Origin of the sequence: Prevotella pallens (assembly GCF_900454935.1) — a bacterium.
Lineage (GTDB): Bacteria > Bacteroidota > Bacteroidia > Bacteroidales > Bacteroidaceae > Prevotella > Prevotella pallens.
The window spans coordinates 357,207-373,350 of the sequence record NZ_UGTP01000001.1 but is presented as its reverse complement, the minus strand read 5'-3'; the positions used below and the strand labels follow the sequence as shown (position 1 = coordinate 373,350).

Below are 16,144 nucleotides of genomic sequence, written 5' to 3'. Positions count from 1 at the left end.
TACAGTAACATATTCAGAAAACAAAATAAAACTGAAAAGATTTAGATTTTATTAAAACCTAATATTACAATCTATTTATCACTCGCAACCCCTAAGGCTAAAATACTAATCTTAACATTTGAGGCTTTCATTAGTTCTTTTCCTACCGCTGTAAGTGTCGCCCCAGTGGTTATAATATCATCAATTAAAAGTATATGCTGATTATTTATCTTTTCGGGTACACATAGTTTAAAGGCGTTTTCCACATTTTTGGTACGTTCCCACATATCTTTTTGTGTCTGACTATCTACAAACGATGTACGTTTAATTGTATTTTTCAAAATGGGTATCCCCGTTACAGCACTTACTCCGTGGGCTATTTCAAGACTTTGATTATAACCTCGCTGAATGGTACGTCGTTTAGTGAGTGGCACTGGTAGTAAAGCTGTTATACCATCAAAGAAGTTTTGGGTTGCATATTCGGCAGCAATAAGCCGTCCAAATTGCTCACCTATATCTGGACGATCAAAGTATTTCAACTTATATATAAGGTAACTGGAAGCAGAGTTGGGCTTATAAAAGAAATAAGCTGCACATTTTTCTAGAGGAACTCTACCCCAGAAAAGTTGTGCAACTTCGTTATCCAAAGGCTGAAAATGACAGTTTGTGCGTGGTAAAGCTATGTTACAAGTCGCACAAAGTGGTTCCTCTGTTATACTAAGTCTACGTCCACAAACTGCACAAGCACGAGGTGCAATAAGATCAAGCACCCTAGAGAAGAAGCTAATCTTCGTCATTGTCATCAATATCGTCTACTATTGTTACATCGTCTATACACAACCGAATTATATCGAGTGTAAAACCTCTTCCCATTGCGTATTTTATAAGTTTCATAGAACGTTCATAATCGGTTTCCGCTTTTATGGTTAGATACTTACTTTTCAGTAGTGGGCGCAACACATTCAGATACTCTTGCGGTTCTATTTCGTCAAGAATAGGTTGAGAAATGCTTTGTGGAATATGTTTTTGCCACAGTGTTTGTTCTATCTTTCGCCGCCCCCATTTGTTGAATACTATTTTATCGCGTACAAACGATCGTGTAAATCTTTCGTCATCAATATATTTATAGTCTATGAGTTTGTCAATAATGCGTTCCTGTGCACCGGCTGCAATGCCCCATTTACGTAATTTCTCTACCATTTCGCCCGAGCAATGCTCGCCACGGGCACAAAGGTCGCCAAGCTTTCGTAAAGCTTCTGCTTCGGTTATTTGTTTTTTTTGCATCATAAACGTATAGCTTTTACAAATCGCTGCTTAGCAAATTGGTCGTTTCGCACCTCTATTCCAACATAGCCCAAAGCCTTTAGCATTGCCGAAACTTCATCTACAAAGCGGTAGTTGATTTCAAAATAGAGTTCACCATTGTGCGAAAGGGCTATCATTCCATATTCTGCTATGGCACGATAGAAGCGCAACGGATCGTTATTAGGTACGAAAAGAGCTATAGAAGGTTCGTAATTCAGCACGTTTGGAAGCATATCTACACGTTCATTCTCACAAATATAAGGTGGATTACTTACGATAACATCGAACATCTCTGAGGTTGGCACGAGTTGTAATGCATCTTTCATTTGAAAATTAACTGTAGCTCCCAACCTGATAGCATTGTCGCGGGCTATTAAAAGTGCCTCTGACGAAATATCGTAGGCAGACACTACTGTATTAGACATATCCAACGAGAGAGTGATAGCTATGCAACCGCTCCCCGTCCCAACGTCTAATATACGCAAAGGAGTAGGTGGCTGTAGTGCGCAGAATGAATTATTACGAACATTTATAACCCATTCGCACAATATTTCCGTCTCTGGACGAGGTATTAGTACACCTGGAGCCACACAGAATTGTCGCCCACAAAATGTAGTAGAGCCAAGAACATACTGCACTGGTTCGCCTTTTGTCAAGCGAGACATTATTTTTTCGAGATCGTTAGCATCGTCTGCTGATAATTGCGTAACTTTGTCGGTATATATTTCGGCAAGTGTCAGTCCGTAACGTTCCTCTAAAAGCATTCTGACAATGGCTTTCGCTTCGTCTAACGGATAGACATTCATAAGCTGTTTATACAGATTTTGATAGCTTGTATACATATTTGCAAAGGTAGAAAATAAATGGAAATGAAACAAAAAGATATAGATGAAATGTATATGCGCCGCTGTTTGCAGTTGGCAAAGGACGGCAGGCTGTTGGCAAAACCCAACCCTATGGTGGGCGCTGTGATAGTAAGCAGTGAGGGAAAAATCATTGGTGAGGGCTACCATGTGCGGTGTGGAGAAGGTCATGCCGAGGTTAATGCTTTTCGGTCGGTACGCCAAAAAAATGAACACTTACTATGCGAAGCCACTATATATGTAAGTCTTGAGCCCTGTTCGCACTATGGAAAGACTCCACCTTGTGCCGATTTAATTGTTCGAAAGGGTATTCGCAGAGTGGTTTGTGGCTGTGTAGATCCCTTTTCAGCAGTGCAAGGAAGAGGTATTGAGCACATTCGTAAGGCAGGAATAGATGTTACTGTGGGCGTGTTGGAGCACGAATGTCTAATGCTGAACCATGAATTTATAGTGCGAAACACACAAAATAGACCCTACATATTGCTAAAATGGGCACAAACTGCTAATGGTTTCATAGGGTATTCGCAGGTTACGAGCGATAGAAAAGCCACTCTGCAGATATCTAATGCCGTTACAAAGATGCTCGTTCATAAGCTCCGTGCCGAGTACGATGCTATTCTTGTAGGGCGCAATACAGAGGAATTGGAACACCCACGTCTTACGGTAAGAGAGTGGAATGGTAAGAATCCACAGAAAATAGTACTGTCGTCTACTTATAAAAATAATGGTTTTGTAGATGGAGTTCTATATGTAAATAGTTTGCAACAACTTATTGATACAATCAATCAACACAATAATACAGAACAAAAAATATGTTCGCTCATCGTAGAAGGTGGTGCGCACACTCTTCAATCGTTTATAGATGCAGGCTTGTGGGACGAAATTCGTATAGAAACAGCCCCCTTTACTATAAACAATGGTATTGCCGCTCCACACCTTCCCCACAACATTGCCGTTGTGAAAAAAGAGTTTTACGGTAACACTATCGTTACTTATAAGCGTTTGTAAACAAGGTTCTTGAGAGGCAAAGAGGGTTCAGCAGAGTTTCATTCTTAGAAAACGAACTTTGTTTTGTCGCTTATGGCAGGGGCAAAAACACACAGAAAAAGAGCGGATTGTACGTGTAAGGGCCTCTACAACACGTCCGCCTATTCGCAGTATATATAGGGTAGTTTTACAAAGAAGTCGCCTTGTTTTTGTAAAGATAATTCTCTTAAAAAGTGATAACTGCACTTTGACGATGTGAAAGCGGCTCTTTTGCGTTGCAAAACCTACGCTTTTACTGTGCAAAACAACTGCTTTTGCCGTGTAAAACAATAGGTTTTACAATACGGTGATAACAAAGCAGTTACACGGCAGATATACTTATGAAAAATATTTACGCTTTTGTTGTGCATCTCTCGCCTATGGCTTTACAACCAACGAGCGTTATATCAGTACCGTATCTTTGCGTTGATAGAAGTCGGCAGTGATGTTGGCGATGGCTTCCGACACGTCTTTGCTGACGTAAGAAAGGTTGCGCTGGCTCTGAATAGACTTGATGAAGGTGAGCAGTTCGTAGCGAATGCCCTCGCCGTCAAGCTGGTAGAAGTAGCGTTTATTGTCGCTTGGGTTCTCTCGGCGCACCTCGAAATAGTCGGTTTTCCACCACGGAGCAGGCACGTAGATATAGCCTTCTGTGCCCGAAATAACGAGTTCGCCTTCCGATTTAATGCCTTGTCCGACCTTCAACGATGCCACTGCGTGGGGATAAATGAACGATATTTTGGTGAAAGTATCGAAGTTTGGTGCATCGTCGATAAGGTGCGTGCAGATGGTTTTGTCGGTATAGTCGGTTCCTAACAGCTGCAAGATGGGCAGAAGTGCCGTAGGTGCCCATGCACAAAAGCTGTTCCAAGTGTATCGTAGTGCCTCTTTATTCTCGGTGTTGTAGTGCGAAAGGCTCGTGCAAGTGGCATCGATGGAATATATCTTGCCTATTTTCCCACTCTTTGCAAGCAGGCAAAGGCGGTCGTACGCCATGGAATAAGCCGTTTTTATAGAGTCCATCAAGATTAATCCCTGCTCGTCTGCAATGCTGTTGAGCTCTTTCCACCCCTCGTTGTTGAGCGAAATGGGCGACTCGCATAGCACGTGCTTCCCGTGTAACAAGGCTTCTTTGATATGTGGATAATGTTTTTCGGGGTGCGAAATAATGTAAACGGCATCTGAAACATTGAGCAACGTGGCATAGTTGTCGGCAAAAAAGGGTACCATTTCGCGCAAATTGCCTAACTTTTGGTCGTTTTCGGTGTACACGCCACTAATGTTTATGCCATTGACATACTTGCTTTCGCGTGCAAACTTGGTTATAATAGACGACTCTCCCACCAGTCCGATGCGTATTTCGCGTAGGTCTGAGCGCAGTTCTGTACTGGAAATGCCTTTCGTTCGCTCGAGATAGACTACCTTACAATACTCTGATAGGTAGTCAAACTTGCCCCGCCAGTCTGAACCTACGGTAAAAATATCGACGTTCATACGCTTGATGTCGTCTATTTTCTGCCCTTCGTATTCCTCAATCACTATTTCGTCAGCCAAGCCAGTGGATTTAACGTTTTCTATTCGCTCCACCAACGATTGCTGGACGTTAATCTTTCCGCGTTCACGGTCGAAGGTATCGGCTGTTACACCTACAATTAAGTAATCGCCTAATGCCTTTGCCCGTTCCAATAAACGTACGTGTCCTTTGTGCAATAAGTCGTAAGTTCCATACGTAATAACCTTCTTCATAGTTGTTTAAAGTTTACCGATTTTATGTAATTCATCGAAGGCTGCTACAAGTGTAGAGTTGTTTTCAGGTGTCAGTGCACCAATATGACCTACTCGGAAGATGGTATCGCGCATATCGCCGCCATTGGGACAAATCCAAATACCGTACTCGTCTTTCAACGTTTCAAATATACTGAACGCCGAATTGTTCAGCGGGTGCAACGATGTTACGGCATTTGAAGGCGATTTTGTGATAGGTTCCAAGGGCAGATGGGCTATTTTCTGGCGGAAATCCATAGCCAAATTGCGTGTCCGTTCTATTTCGGCTGCAACACCGCCATTGCGTTCTATCTCTTTCAATCGGTAGTTAATTTGTCGCAATATACCCACAGCCGGGGTGAAAGGAGTTTGTCCTCGTTCGCCATTATGTAGTGCATCTTTTAAGTTTAAATACATACAGCGAACATTATTGTGTTCGATACGTTCGATAGCTCGTGGCGAAAGCACTATAATTGAGATACCTGGAGGACAAGCTAAAGCCTTCTGCGAACCTGTAATCATAACGTCGGCCCCCAATTGTTTCATATCAAACTCGTCGGCAAGAAACGAACTTATGGCATCGACAAGCAGGAAAAGATGGTTACGTTGGCAGAATTTACTGATTAAATCTATATCGTAATGCACACCCGTAGAGGTCTCGCCAACATTTAAAACAAAGGCTGTGTAATCCTGTCCATCGTACTGTTTAAGCATCTCGGCTGTGATTTGCTCGCCTATTTTCATCTTTATTACAGTGTGGGGAATGGCATACAATTCGCACAAATCAACAAAACGTTGCCCGAAACTACCTCCGTTTACTACCAAAACCTTATCGGCTGGAGTTAGAATGTTCATTACTGATGCTTCCATAGAGGCTGTTCCTGAACCTGTTATGAATACCACACGAGCATCATCGTCTGCTTTTGCAAACTCTTTCATTAGTTTTTCGTTCTCTTTCATAGTGGCAGAGAATTCTGAAGTACGAAAGTAAGGCACTTGTTCTGCACCTATTTCTCTTACTTTGTCAGCCGACATTACGGGCCCTATTGTGAAGTTTAGCATACTCATAACTATATTATTATTATATAATGTGTGCAAAGTTACTGCTTTTTTTTCGCTTTGTCGGCTAATTAAACTATCTTTGCAGAAAAATACAAGTATAATGCGCATTTTATTGTTCTGTGAAAACAAATATGCTGTGGATATTCTACAGCCTATCCAAACAGAGGCTAACAAAGAGGGAAACAACGATGTGCTGTGGTATGTACACCAAGAAAAGATACCAGATTTTCCATTAAAAGATTCTGTGAAATGGACCAACAGCATACAGGAAAGCTACAATTTTTGTCCAGAAGCCATATATGTACCAGGCAACATTGTACCTTATTATCTGCCTGGGGTAAAGATTCAAATATTCCACGGCTATGCTGCAGAGAAGAAAGACCACTGGGTGATACGCCGTTATTTCGACATTTATTGCACGCAAGGACCCTACTTTACAAGTCATTTCAAGGCTTTGGCAAAAAAATATGGCGATTTCTCTGTGGTAGAAACAGGCTGGACACGCCAAGACTACATATTTGCACATCGCCACGACTTCGATAACGAGCGAACAGAACTACTGAAAGAGCACGCTTGCGAACGTATTGTGGTTTATGCACCAACATTCTCTCCAAAACTAACTTCCATTCCGTTTATCCTCAACGACCTGCGTAAGCTTGCCGACACACGCCGTGTTCTGATTATCATAAAACTACACCCACTGACCAAAACAGAATGGGTGGAAGCCTGCCGAGCACTTGCCGATAGCCATAAAAACATTATAATGGTAGGCGAATTTGCCCTTACAAAATATCTTTTGATGGCTGATGTAGTGGTGAGCGATACCTCGTCTGCTATCTACGAGACTCTCTTGATGGATAAACCAGTTATAACTCTAAATGCCATATCGAAAGATTTGTATTGGAAAAACATTACCGATGCTTCGCAACTGTGCAACGCTTACGACGACGTATTTACGAATAAGGAGATTGCCGCCCTGCGCAAATGGGTGATAAACAACTACGACCCGTACCTCGATGGACTGTGTGCACACCGCATGTTAGACGCTGCACGCGATTTCATAGCGCACAACGGTGTACCACGACAGCGCAAACTGAATCTCTGGCGTAAGTACACCAGCATTAAAACCTTTGGAAAAATAAAGCGATAAACGCTGCAATGCAATACGAAAAGATGGTATGATAGATGTGTAAAATGTGTAAACATTTTTTATTCGTATATATATTGCATAACTGTCTTATTATCAAGGTATAGTAAAACTCCTTATTTTATATTCTAAAGAGTCTGTTTCGTTCTCCGAAACAGACTCTTTTGTGTTGCAAAACAGACACTTTCGCAACGCCAAAGCGCAGTTATCACTTTTTAAGAGAATTATCTTTACAAAACCAAGACACTTTCAGCATCTGCCTTAAGCAAGAAAAAGACTATTCACTCCCTCACTAAGTTTCTACTGAACCGAGATTTAATAACAGCTACAATTGAGAATTAAGAGGTAAATCCCAACACTATCGAAATGCCCATATAGGAGAAAAACAGAAGGAGAGAAGAACTTTCAATTTACTTTTATCAGATAACAAAAGTTTTATACCTGCTTTGCTATCTCCCTTAGCAAATCATTGCTAATAGCAAAAGACAATTGAGGAATCTTCTTACCATTCACGCTTGAGATAACTTTTGCACACCCAAATATAGCTCGAGTCAGCTTTGGGTCAGCTCTCAAAGCATCTGCATAAGGTCCACAAGCAAGAATAACGGTTTTAAAATGAGACCAAAATGAATTTGTAGCAATCATTAAGTCAAAACGATTTCTAATATTTTCTTCTATTTTTCTTCGTTCTTCGGCTGATAAGCGATGATTATTAAGTCTACACAACTCATTCAATTCTGTTATAAAACAATCTTTATAGAAATCTATGTGAGTGGTATTTACTGGGCTGTCAAGTTTTCCACGCTCTCTAATAAAATTGATTAGTTTCTGATATTTATACCACGTAGCAGATGTTCCACCCTTTCCTGAGATAACTTCTCCGTCTTTATTTCTTCTTTCAACTGCAAAACGTTGTCCGCTATAAGGCGCAAGAGGGTCAAATATTTTCCAATCCAAGATAGGATTATCTATCCAATTCTTAACATCTTCAACCTTGATTGACCAATCCCTGTTCTTCCATAAGTTGTAGTTCTGCGAATATTCGCACTTGTATGAATCGCTATTTTCATCAACAGCGCATTCTTTTCCGACAATCAGTATCTCTGCATTTGGATTTCCCAAACCAACATAATGCTTGCCTTTTTCCCATAAAGGATTCTGCAAAAGGTCTTTAAATTCTTTTAAACATACCATAGCTTATTCTTATTTGATGGTTATACTTTATTTTATCATTAAGGATTTTAGTTTCTTGTAAAGCTACAAAAAAGTTGTGAAATTCAATAAAATAAATTCATTAATTATCCATTTGTCATCGAAAAAAGCATCTTTTCAGGTTACCACTTTGCTATTCAACGTGAGTTCGATATAAGAAAGTTGTTTTAAAAGTTGTAGGAGTGGAATATTTTTTGTACCTTTATACTTGTAAACCAAAGAGTTACAAACAAATACCCACTCCTATGACTGATACAAATTTAATAGAAATATTCTGTATATTCGACGATTTTTGCAAGTATTTTACTCCTGAGTTGAAAAAACATACGCTTCAGGTACCCGGCAAGCGGCACCGCAACCGTGCTTCCCGTATGTCGGACAGTGAAATCATGACCATTCTGGTCCTGTTCCACACCCACCGTTTCCGAGACCTAAAGTCCTTCTATCTGGGCTATATCTGCCAGCATATGCGTGGAGAGTTCCCACATCGGATTTCCTACAACCGCTTCGTCGAGCGGCAGGCACAGGTCGCACTGCACCTGTTGCTGTTTCTCCAGACATGTGCACTGGGCAAGTGTTCAGGCATATCCATCATTGATTCCACACCACTGGCTTCCTGCCACATCAAGCGTGAGCGGCAGCACAGGACCATGAGGGGCTGGGCGGCAAAGGGAAAGTGCACCATGGGCTGGTTCTATGGCTTCAAGCTACATCTTGTCATCAATGACAAGGGAGAGATTATCCAGTGGAAGCTCACGCCAGGAAACGTAGATGACAGGGAGCCATTGAAGGATAAACGCTTCACCGAGAGGTTGTTTGGAAAACTCTTTGCAGACAGGGGGTATATCAGTCAGAACCTCTTTGAGATGCTCTTTGTGGACAATATACATTTGGTGACCAAGATAAAGAAGAACATGAAGAACTCACTGATGAGCCTGTATGATAAGTTGTTGCTCAGAAAACGTTCTGTCATTGAGACAGTGAACGATGAACTGAAGAATGTGTGTCAGATAGAACACACCAGACATCGCTCTTTTGATAACTTTGCAACAAATCTGATAGCAGGACTCATTGCATACAATCTATTGCCCAAGAAGCCACAAATGAACATAGAAATAATTGATAAAAGCAGAATAATTGCATAGAGCTTATATCGAACTCACGTTATTCAGAGTCGATATGGCAGGACTTACAAAAAAGCCAGACAGCGATTTCGGCTGTCTGGCTTTATGGTTTCTATATAATAATATATAAGGTGTAGCTTATCGGAGCCACTGTTCCGGATTCAGCTTTTGAGTCTCTTTGTGAAGTTGGAACTGGAATATGCCGCCCGAGTCTACTGTTCCGAGTGTCTGACCTGTACCAACTTGCTGACCTCTGCTGACACTAACGCTGCCCAAGTTCAGGTAAACAGAGATGTAAGCACCGTGGCGAACCATTACAAGAGTAGACCCTCCAACGTGCGAAACACTGGTTACTTCGCCTTTAAAAACACTGCGAACAGGGGCACCTGGCGATGCTTTGATGGCTATTCCATTGCTACTTAGCTTAACATGCGACAGTCCTGCCACGTTGTAAGTACCGAAACGCTTCACAATAGGTCCTGAGACTGGCATTGGCAATCTTCCCTTATTATTGGCAAAACTACCAGTAATAGCACGGTCTGCCGATGATAGAAGCGAGTTATTCTCGTTTGCACGGTTAGCAGCAGCCTGTTCTCTGTCTGCCCGTTCTCTATCTGCTACAGCCTTACGTTCGGCTGCTACACGGTTAGCTTCAGCCTCGCGAGCTTGCTGATTGGCACGTTCGCGTTCCATATTCTCCTTTGCTCGTGCTTGATCTTCAGCACGTTTAGCAGCAGCAGCTCGCTCTTCGGCACGTTTCAACTCACGAGCTCTCTTTGCAGAAGCCTCAGCCTCGGCTGCACGACGAGCCTGTTCCGCTTCACGACGAGCCTGTTCTGCCCTTTCTTGTGCCGCTCTACGCTCACGCTCTAGTTGTGCCGCTTTAGCAGCAGCTTCGGCTTTTGCCTTGGCTTCGCGTGCCTTGGCTTCAGCTATTCGACGTGCATTTTCTTCGGCAGCACGGCGTGCAGCTTCTCGTTTTCGTGCCAATTCTTCAGCACGTTGCTTGGCTGCTGCAGCACGAGCTGCGGCTTGTGCACGTGCCTCTTCCATTGCACGCTCACGCGCTTTTCGTATTTCTATAGCAATCAGTCGGTCAATCTGAGCATTAATAGCTTGTTGTTTTTTCTGCCTATCAGATATAACTGACTGCAGAACCTTTTGGTCGTTCTGCAAAGAAGCTACCACTTTTTGCTGCTCAACCTTCTTATTCTCCATCTGAATATGGACATTACGTCCTTTCACAAGTAAATTACTCTTATGCCCACGCACTTGTTCCAATTGATTATGTTTATTATCTACTTGGGCTTGTTTCTGCTTTAAGAGTTCGCCTTGTGCTCTTTGGTAAGCTGCATACTCTCTAACGAAACGAAGACGACGATACATTTGCGTTAGTGTTTTGGCAGAAAAGATAAACATAATCTTATCTTGAATGCTACGGTTGCGTGCCATATAGCGCATAGAACGAATGAAACGAGAACGTCGCTCGCTCAATTGTGTTTCGAGAGAGCGTAGCTGTCCCTTTAAGATACCGATATTTCCATCAAGATGTTTTATATCTGTTGAAATGTTATTAATAGTTTTTTGCTGATGTCCTATCTCTGTATCGAGCGTTAAAATCTTCTGAAGACGGTTGTCTACATCCTTTTGTTTTGCCTTAAGTTCGTGTTCGTTTTCTGTTATTTCCTTCTGTATCTGTTTATTTTGCTGCTGTAAACCCTTTATTTCTTCAGTTGTAACATATTTTATTTGCTGTTTTTTTCCTTTTGGCTGTCGCTTTTGTGCAAGTACAACACCCTTTTTATGCAATGCACCCGACTTAGTTGTTTGTTGCTGCTTGGTAGGGAGTGGTGCTGTGTGTTGTTTATCTACAGGTTGTTTCTTACTATGTTTAGCTGCAACTTCACTCCTATCAGACAAGTGTTTTTCAGCCTGTTTTTTTGAAGAACCAAGTTTAATAGCCTCTTTTTTTGTAGCCTTATTCTGGTTTATTTGCTGTTCTGTATGTTCATTTTTAACTGTTTTCTTTTTATGCTTCTGCGCATATAAACTTAGAAAGCAAGTGTTCAGTATTAATAATATAAATAAAATCCGCTTCATTTAAAGTTGCATTAATTTACCCAAAATATCTTCTACACTCACCTGTTCGTACTTCGTAGATGGTGTTGTAAAACTCTCCCAATCGGCATTATCGCCAAGTTTATCAAGTTCGAATGTGGCTGTAACAACCTTTTGTCCCTTTGGTAAGGGTGTTGTTATTGTTATCTTATGATAGTAAGGAAACATTTTTGAGCCGATTTTTTTAAAGTTTCCATAATCCCAATTCAGTGTAGAAACACCGTGAACAGCACTACTATACTTCGCTTCAGCTTCGCGAATAAAGTTTGTAACAGGCTCTACTATCCATTGATAATTCATTTTTCCATCGTTCAGAATAATAGAGGTACCCTTCTGAGAGGCATTTTGCGATGCATTAAAATCTACTTTGAATAGTGTTAGGTTGTGTTCTCCAACACGTTGTTGTCCTGGAATGAAGAGCTGATTCCAAAATAAAGCTTGGAGAGAATAGAAATTTATACCATTGTTTTTCAAGAAAGCTACATCATTATATTTAGCTTTCACATATTGTTTATGTATTCTATCAATAAACAATACGTAGTCTTTCGTAAACTCTATGCGTCCAACTTCGCTACGAATAATAGGAATAAGAAGTTGCAAACGGATAACCTCGTCTTTGCGCATGTGTAGGATACCCGGCACAGAAATTTCTTTTTTACCTGTATTTACTGTAAAAGAGAGGTCGGAAACAAGATTTTTTTGATAGAGTGCACCATCAGAAACACGTTGCATAAACTGTATTTGCTGTTGTTTAAGCGATGTTGATGATCCAGACGAGGTGGTGCCAATCGCACCCGATGGCTTTATAACAGACTTCTGCGTGCCACAGTTTGCTAAAAGCAAAATGGCAGACACAGCTATAACTATATTCTTTATTTTCATTCTGGTATGTATTTCTTTAAGTTTATTTTCTTTCTAAGAGTAGCACTATTATTACCCAATTGCAATGCTTTTTGCCACGCTTCTAATGCAGCTTCTGGCTTTCCTGCCTGATAATATATATCTCCGGCATGCTCGAACAGAGTTCCACTAGGAGTAGAATCGTTCTTTATAGCTTGTTCTATATAGGTATTAGCCTCTTCGTATCTACCTTGTAAAAAGAGAATCCAAGCGTAAGTATCGAGGAAAGTAGAATTTGTTGGCTCCTTCTTTATTGTCTTATAACTCATTAGCTCTGCCTTTTTAAGATCGCCTTTCGTTAAACTGAGATAATAAGCATAGTTATTCAGCGCAGAAAGGTTATCTGGACGCCAATGTAAACAGCTGTCATAAGCTTCGAAAGCCTGTTTTTCTAATCCCTTTTCGTGCAGAATATCGCCCATAATAGCATAGAAATCGGAAACAATATTAGGGTCGCTGTCTGGCTTTATCTGTGCTACTCCTTTCTTAAATGTTTGTAATGCAGCCTCGTTTTCTTTCTTCATATATTGCGCAAAGCCTTCGAAGTAATAGAAAACCATTTCCTCTGGGTTATATTCTTGTGCAGAACGAGAAATAGAAATAACCTTATCGTATTGTTTATCCTTCCAAATGTTCTGAATTAAAGCTATTCTTGCGCGTGAATTATCGGGTTCAATGGCAAGAGCTTGTTCGTAAACACTGTTTATACTATCCTCTGGCGCATGCTTTAAGTTAAGATAAGCCGCTTTCATAAGCACAATATCAGCATCTTCTTGTGGGTATGAAAGAACACGATTGAACAGTTTTATCACCTCAAGACTATCTTTTGTACTGTCGTCTTGATTGTCCATAATAGCCTGACGGAGTAGTGCCATTTTGGTTTCTTTCTCTGTTTTCTTCGATTCCAATAGCTTTCTGGTAAGCTCATCTACCATTTTTTCGTTCTTTGTGTCCCTATAATAGTCTAACAAAGAGAGCTGTGCTGCAGCATTGTTTGGATCTTCTTTCAGTACAGTTTGGTATTCGTTATAAGCCTCTTTCTTCTTATTGTTCTGTAAAAGCCAGTTGCCCAGCATTACACGATAGTTCAATTCTAATGGGTTTTTCTGTACTAAGCGAAGCAGTTCTGCCTGCGCTTTTCGTTTATCGCCCATTTGCTCATAGATTTGCATCTTTGTTAGAGATAGCTGTTCACTAGCTCCTGAAAGCAATTCCATACGTTCTATCATCTCAATCATCTTCTTATAGTTATTTTGTGCCCCATAAAGTTGATAGAGAATTTGTAGAACATCTTCTCGAGTTTTATTGCTTGTGTAAAGCTGTTCGTATGTGGTTAAAGCGTCTTCGTAATTATTTTGCGAAATATAGAACTGACCTAACTTTTCCAAATAAGTAGAATTATCAGGTGCAAGTTTGGCTGCTTGCTCGAAATTGTAGCGTGCTGCTTTGCTATTTTGCATAGCAACGTAGTATCCAGCTATCTCATAATATACCTCAGGAGCCTTCGGATTAATATCACGAGCATGATTTAGCAAATCGAAAGCAGCAGCTAAGTTGCCCATTTCTTGCTGTCGAATAGCTTCTAAAAAGAAGTAATTGTAACGTGTTATCCTACTTTCGGTTTGTGCGTTTCCTTGCAAACCTATTGTGATAAGCACAGCAATAAGCATTGCTCGTACCATAAACTGTTTAAAAAAATATACCAATTATTATCCCTCCTGTATTAATCGGCTTGTTATTACTTTACCCCAGTATGTCCATAACCACCTGCGCCACGTTCAGTTTCGTCAAGAATATCTACTTCTATAAACGTTGCTTGTTCGTGGCGAGCTATTACCATTTGTGCTATACGCTCACCATTGTTTATAATAAAGTCTTCAGTAGAGAAGTTTATCAGCAGCACCATAATCTCGCCACGATAGTCGGCATCTATAGTTCCAGGGGTATTCAACACCGTTATGCCATGTTTTAAAGCCAAGCCACTACGTGGACGCACCTGTACCTCATATCCTTGAGGGAGCGAAATATACAATCCTGTAGGAATTAAACGCCTTTCCATTGGCTTTAAAGTAATTGGACTGTCTATATTAGCACGCAAATCCATACCTGCGCTCTGTGTTGTTGCGTATGTTGGTAAAGGTTGTGCACCTTTATTAATAACTTTTATTTGGACCATAACATTATATTATAATGTGCAAAAATAATGAATTATACGCACATATATGAATTTTCAGACCTAAAAAGGTAGAAATTAGCCAAATTTAAGTACTTTTGCGTAGGCTAATCTTTTTAGTATTTATGATGAATTGGCAAAATCTTATCTCCAATAAACGGCTCGGGCAGGAAGACCGGCACGCTTTACGGCACGATGACAGGTCGGAGTTTAAACGCGATAGCGATAGGCTTATCTACTCGGCACCTTTCAGACGGCTACAGAACAAGACACAAGTGTTTCCACTTCCTGGCAGCGTTTTCGTGCATAATCGACTTACTCATTCACTAGAAGTAGCATCATTGGGTAAGTCGTTGGGCGACGATGTGGCACGAAAACTCATAAAGAAGCACCCCGAACTGCACGGAACGCTTTTTGAAGAAATTGGTACAATTGTGCAAACAGCCTGCTATGCACACGATATGGGTAACCCTCCATTTGGACACAGTGGTGAAAAGGCCATTCAAACATTCTTCACAGAAGGGGCAGGAACTTATTTAAAAGAAAAAGTTAGCTCTCGATTTTGGAACGATATTACACACTTTGAAGGTAATGCGAATGCTTTTCGTCTACTCACTCATAGGTTTTTAGGTAGACGCGAAGGTGGTTTTGTTATGACTTATGCTACATTAGCCAGTGTTGTAAAATATCCGTTCTCTTCTTCCTTGGCTGGAAAACATGGGAAATTTGGCTTTTTTATATCAGAAGAAAACACTTTCAAGAAGATAGCAAAAGAACTTGGTATTATTAAAAGGCAGACTTCGGGTGAAGGTGTTGCCTACGCACGCTATCCATTAGTATATTTAGTTGAGGCTGCAGACGACATTTGTTATGAGATAATGGATATTGAAGACTCCCACAAGCTCAAACTTCTATCGTTTGAAGAAACCTCTGAATTGTTGTTAGGATTCTTTGATGAAGATACAAAAAGAAGTATTCGAAATCGTATTATAGAAGAAGGTGTTACCGATAAGAACGAACAAGTGGTATATTTTCGTGCTTGTGCCGTTGGATTATTGGAGGCATTATGCGTTGATGTGTTTGTTGAAAACGAAGAGTCTATACTTAATGGTACATTTGAAGGTTCGTTAATAGACCATATTCCTATGCTTCCACGCAACAATTATAAACATTGTTCAAAGGTTTCAATTGAGAAGATATATAGCAGCAGAACTGTTCTCGATGTGGAATTGTCGGGATATAAGATAATGGAAACACTAATGGAATCGCTTATTAGTGCCGCTGTTGAACCAGAGAAATTTCATAGTAGACAGCTTATTCGGCGTTTCTCAAGTCAATACGATATACGAAACCCACATCTCGAAGAACGTATTATGGCTGTAATCGACTATATTAGCGGTATGACTGATATATATGCGCTCGACATTTACCAAAAAATAAATGGCATTAGCTTGCCTATCATCTAACGTTT

General features: G+C 40.7%; 14 protein-coding genes. 4 read left to right on the top strand and 10 right to left on the bottom strand.

Annotated elements, in window-relative coordinates; genetic code table 11:
• Window positions 1-71: 71 nt before the first annotated feature.
• From DX009_RS01545 to prmC, 3 genes are read right to left on the bottom strand one after another with little or no spacing between them, the layout of a single operon-like run.
• Window positions 72-776, bottom strand: coding sequence for a ComF family protein (locus tag DX009_RS01545; RefSeq protein WP_115082796.1), 705 nt, complete (start codon window positions 774-776; stop codon window positions 72-74).
• Entirely contained in the window at window positions 763-1,266 is a 504-nt protein-coding gene (locus DX009_RS01540) for a regulatory protein RecX (protein ID WP_115082795.1), read from the bottom strand. Before DX009_RS01540 ends, DX009_RS01545 begins: the two co-directional genes overlap by 14 nt.
• Window positions 1,263-2,126 carry a peptide chain release factor N(5)-glutamine methyltransferase gene (prmC, locus tag DX009_RS01535; RefSeq protein ID WP_115082794.1) on the bottom strand — a complete coding sequence of 288 codons (864 nt, stop codon included), beginning with the start codon at window positions 2,124-2,126 and terminating at the stop codon, window positions 1,263-1,265. Before prmC ends, DX009_RS01540 begins: the two co-directional genes overlap by 4 nt.
• Window positions 2,127-2,147: 21 nt before the next feature.
• On the opposite strand from prmC, the gene ribD reads away from it, so the two are divergent.
• A complete protein-coding gene (ribD, locus tag DX009_RS01530) occupies window positions 2,148-3,155 on the top strand; it encodes a bifunctional diaminohydroxyphosphoribosylaminopyrimidine deaminase/5-amino-6-(5-phosphoribosylamino)uracil reductase RibD (RefSeq protein WP_115082793.1) in 1,008 nt (335 codons plus the stop codon).
• A gap of 420 nt (window positions 3,156-3,575) precedes the next feature.
• On the opposite strand, the gene DX009_RS01520 is transcribed toward ribD, so the two are convergent.
• Window positions 3,576-4,919, bottom strand: coding sequence for a Gfo/Idh/MocA family oxidoreductase (locus DX009_RS01520; protein WP_115082791.1), 1,344 nt, complete (start codon window positions 4,917-4,919; stop codon window positions 3,576-3,578).
• A gap of 6 nt (window positions 4,920-4,925) precedes the next feature.
• A complete protein-coding gene (locus DX009_RS01515; RefSeq protein WP_181792300.1) occupies window positions 4,926-6,005 on the bottom strand; it encodes a pyridoxal-phosphate-dependent aminotransferase family protein in 1,080 nt (359 codons plus the stop codon).
• Window positions 6,006-6,099: 94 nt separating this feature from the next.
• Here DX009_RS01515 and DX009_RS01510 point away from each other — a divergent pair, with 94 nt between their 5' ends.
• Window positions 6,100-7,149, top strand: coding sequence for a CDP-glycerol glycerophosphotransferase family protein (locus tag DX009_RS01510; protein WP_115082789.1), 1,050 nt, complete (start codon window positions 6,100-6,102; stop codon window positions 7,147-7,149).
• Window positions 7,150-7,581: 432 nt separating this feature from the next.
• On the opposite strand, the gene DX009_RS01505 is transcribed toward DX009_RS01510, so the two are convergent.
• The gene (locus DX009_RS01505; protein WP_115082788.1) at window positions 7,582-8,340 is read right to left on the bottom strand and encodes a hypothetical protein; all 759 of its coding nucleotides are present in this window, start codon (window positions 8,338-8,340) and stop codon (window positions 7,582-7,584) included.
• A 263-nt stretch (window positions 8,341-8,603) separates the two neighbouring features.
• On the opposite strand from DX009_RS01505, the gene DX009_RS01500 reads away from it, so the two are divergent.
• On the top strand, window positions 8,604-9,503 hold the full coding sequence (locus tag DX009_RS01500; RefSeq protein ID WP_100020571.1) for an IS982 family transposase: 900 nt from the start codon (window positions 8,604-8,606) through the stop codon (window positions 9,501-9,503).
• A 117-nt stretch (window positions 9,504-9,620) separates the two neighbouring features.
• Here the strand turns inward: DX009_RS01500 and DX009_RS01495 are convergent, their stop codons facing one another.
• From DX009_RS01495 to dut, 4 genes are read right to left on the bottom strand one after another with little or no spacing between them, the layout of a single operon-like run.
• The gene (locus tag DX009_RS01495; RefSeq protein ID WP_115082787.1) at window positions 9,621-11,582 is read right to left on the bottom strand and encodes a peptidoglycan DD-metalloendopeptidase family protein; all 1,962 of its coding nucleotides are present in this window, start codon (window positions 11,580-11,582) and stop codon (window positions 9,621-9,623) included.
• Complete coding sequence (locus tag DX009_RS01490) at window positions 11,583-12,482, bottom strand: DUF4292 domain-containing protein (protein WP_115082786.1); 900 nt, start codon at window positions 12,480-12,482, stop codon at window positions 11,583-11,585.
• The gene (locus DX009_RS01485) at window positions 12,479-14,182 is read right to left on the bottom strand and encodes a tetratricopeptide repeat protein (RefSeq protein WP_115082785.1); all 1,704 of its coding nucleotides are present in this window, start codon (window positions 14,180-14,182) and stop codon (window positions 12,479-12,481) included. Before DX009_RS01485 ends, DX009_RS01490 begins: the two co-directional genes overlap by 4 nt.
• A gap of 56 nt (window positions 14,183-14,238) precedes the next feature.
• On the bottom strand, window positions 14,239-14,676 hold the full coding sequence (dut, locus tag DX009_RS01480) for a dUTP diphosphatase (RefSeq protein WP_115082784.1): 438 nt from the start codon (window positions 14,674-14,676) through the stop codon (window positions 14,239-14,241).
• A 125-nt stretch (window positions 14,677-14,801) separates the two neighbouring features.
• Between dut and dgt the strand changes: the two genes are divergently transcribed.
• Window positions 14,802-16,139 carry a dGTP triphosphohydrolase gene (gene dgt / locus DX009_RS01475; RefSeq protein WP_181792334.1) on the top strand — a complete coding sequence of 446 codons (1,338 nt, stop codon included), beginning with the start codon at window positions 14,802-14,804 and terminating at the stop codon, window positions 16,137-16,139.
• Window positions 16,140-16,144 lie beyond the last annotated feature (5 nt).

What these genes read in the sequence shown, in the direction of transcription:
- DX009_RS01500 (WP_100020571.1), top strand. Translation starts at nt 8,604, where the DNA reads ATGACTGATACAAATTTAATAGAAATATTCTGTATATTCGACGATTTT.
- prmC (WP_115082794.1), bottom strand. Translation starts at nt 2,126, where the DNA reads ATGTATACAAGCTATCAAAATCTGTATAAACAGCTTATGAATGTCTAT.
- DX009_RS01490 (WP_115082786.1), bottom strand. Translation starts at nt 12,482, where the DNA reads ATGAAAATAAAGAATATAGTTATAGCTGTGTCTGCCATTTTGCTTTTA.
- DX009_RS01485 (WP_115082785.1), bottom strand. Translation starts at nt 14,182, where the DNA reads ATGGTACGAGCAATGCTTATTGCTGTGCTTATCACAATAGGTTTGCAA.
- DX009_RS01495 (WP_115082787.1), bottom strand. Translation starts at nt 11,582, where the DNA reads ATGAAGCGGATTTTATTTATATTATTAATACTGAACACTTGCTTTCTA.
- DX009_RS01545 (WP_115082796.1), bottom strand. Translation starts at nt 776, where the DNA reads ATGACGAAGATTAGCTTCTTCTCTAGGGTGCTTGATCTTATTGCACCT.
- DX009_RS01510 (WP_115082789.1), top strand. Translation starts at nt 6,100, where the DNA reads ATGCGCATTTTATTGTTCTGTGAAAACAAATATGCTGTGGATATTCTA.
- dut (WP_115082784.1), bottom strand. Translation starts at nt 14,676, where the DNA reads ATGGTCCAAATAAAAGTTATTAATAAAGGTGCACAACCTTTACCAACA.
- DX009_RS01505 (WP_115082788.1), bottom strand. Translation starts at nt 8,340, where the DNA reads ATGGTATGTTTAAAAGAATTTAAAGACCTTTTGCAGAATCCTTTATGG.
- DX009_RS01515 (WP_181792300.1), bottom strand. Translation starts at nt 6,005, where the DNA reads ATGAGTATGCTAAACTTCACAATAGGGCCCGTAATGTCGGCTGACAAA.
- ribD (WP_115082793.1), top strand. Translation starts at nt 2,148, where the DNA reads ATGGAAATGAAACAAAAAGATATAGATGAAATGTATATGCGCCGCTGT.
- DX009_RS01520 (WP_115082791.1), bottom strand. Translation starts at nt 4,919, where the DNA reads ATGAAGAAGGTTATTACGTATGGAACTTACGACTTATTGCACAAAGGA.
- dgt (WP_181792334.1), top strand. Translation starts at nt 14,802, where the DNA reads ATGAATTGGCAAAATCTTATCTCCAATAAACGGCTCGGGCAGGAAGAC.
- DX009_RS01540 (WP_115082795.1), bottom strand. Translation starts at nt 1,266, where the DNA reads ATGATGCAAAAAAAACAAATAACCGAAGCAGAAGCTTTACGAAAGCTT.